General features: G+C 64.0%; 2 protein-coding genes. One reads left to right on the forward strand and one right to left on the reverse strand.

The window, feature by feature from the left end; all coding sequences use genetic code 11:
- A partial coding sequence (locus AB0J12_RS39600; RefSeq protein ID WP_363269658.1) for a hypothetical protein occupies positions 1-204 on the reverse strand: 204 nt, incomplete at its 3' end.
- A gap of 481 nt (positions 205-685) precedes the next feature.
- Here AB0J12_RS39600 and AB0J12_RS39605 point away from each other — a divergent pair.
- Positions 686-1,681, forward strand: coding sequence for a LuxR C-terminal-related transcriptional regulator (locus tag AB0J12_RS39605; RefSeq protein ID WP_363269659.1), 996 nt, complete (start codon positions 686-688; stop codon positions 1,679-1,681).
- The last annotated feature ends 97 nt before the right edge of the window (positions 1,682-1,778 follow it).

Raw genomic sequence — 1,778 nt, forward strand, 5'->3', positions numbered from 1 at the left:
CCCTGGGAGGGCCGTCGCCAGCAGTCGCTCGTAATAGGGCACGAGCAAGGGGGTGCTGCAGCGGACCACGGACGTGCCCGCGTACTCCGGGCGCCGGTCCAGGGCTCGCCGGACCACGCCGTAAGCCGTCAGCTCCGCACTCTCCAGGGACTCCGCGGCGAGAAAGAGACCGACAGTCGGGGGAGGCCCTTCGTGGACCATCACATGTTCGAGGCAATCCTCGTCAGTTGCGCAAGACATGATGGACGATGAGAAATCGGGCTCAATATGCACATGGGGTCCGCCAAGGCGTACGTGAACAAGTCGCATACCTGGGAGCATCGATGAGCCGCATCCCATTCGCCAGGGATTGACCGGGCCATATGCGGACGAGGACGGAAGAGGACGCGCGAGCCGACGGCAACTCCGTTTCACATCAGGAGAGTTGACGACCCTGACGACCCGGCGTTGCGCTGAGCCGATGGCTGAAATTCAACCCCGAGGTCCGCCGATAATCGTTGGCCCTTAAATCATCACACCAGGCAACCAAGCTCTTGCATGCACCATCTGACCAGCGGGATGTGAGATGCAAGGCACTGGGCACCGGAACCCGGGAGTCAGCCTCGCCCTCATGTATTCTCGGTACACCTGTGTCGGTAAGAAATTACCGGTTGCACTGAAAGAAATGGGCACTAAAATGCCGGAAATGCTAGGCATAGAAGGGGCGACCGAGCTCGTTTACCGAACGATGCTCGCCCACCCGAGCGAGGGATTCCATCGGATAAGAGAACTCACCGGTCTCTCCGAAGCCGAACTGAGAACCCAGCTCGACCGGCTCAGCGCACTGGCCCTCGTCCGCCCTGCAGCCGACGACCCCAACCGGATGCACGCCGTCTCCCCGCAGATCGGCATGAAGGTTCTGCTGGCCGAGCGGCAGGCCGAACTCGCGGCCGCACAGCAACAGCTGGAAGACGCGAGATACGCGGCCGAGAAAATCATCGCGGAATTCTCACAGGTACAGGACACCGGAAACGGCGAGATAGAACGGCTGTACCGCCTCGACGAGATCCGGGATCGAATCCGTCTGCTGTGCGCCGAGGTCAGGGAGGAGGTGATGACGTTCACCCCCGATGGTGCACAGACAGCGGAGAACATGGAGGCTGCAAAGCCCCAGGACGCCGACCTCCTGCGACGCGGCATCAGAATGCGCACCCTGTACCTGGACAGCCTCCGCAACAATCCGCCGACGGTCGCCTATGCCAACTGGCTGGCGGAGCAGGGCGGCCAGGTCCGCACGGTGCCGTCGCTTCCCATCCGCATGCTGATCATGGACCGGACAACGGCTCTCGTTCCGGTCACACGTGACGACAGCTCCACGGGCGCCGTGGTCCTGCGCGGCGAAGGCATACTCGCGGCACTGTGCGGGCTCTTCGAATCGACGTGGGAGCGGGCCACCCCCCTGGGGTCCAACAAGGCCCTGGAACGTGACGACCGGGGACTGACTCCGTCAGAGGCAGAGGTTCTGAGGCTGCTGGCCAAGGGACACACGGACGAGAACATCGCCAAGCGCGTCGGGGTCTCCTCACGCACCGTCCGTCGTATCGCTGCCGACCTCATGGACAAGATGGACGCCCGCAGCCGCTTCCAGGCCGGCGCGCAGGCCGCTCTGCGGGGATGGATCACCATGGACGACGCCACGTAGACGGCATGGCCGAGTCGGGCCGGAGGCCGGGTTGTGCCGAGGAATCACCTCGGCACAACCCGGCCTCCCCGCATGTGCGGGCGGATCCCGGCTGCAC

The organism is Streptomyces sp. NPDC049915, assembly GCF_040656475.1.
Lineage (GTDB): Bacteria > Actinomycetota > Actinomycetes > Streptomycetales > Streptomycetaceae > Streptomyces.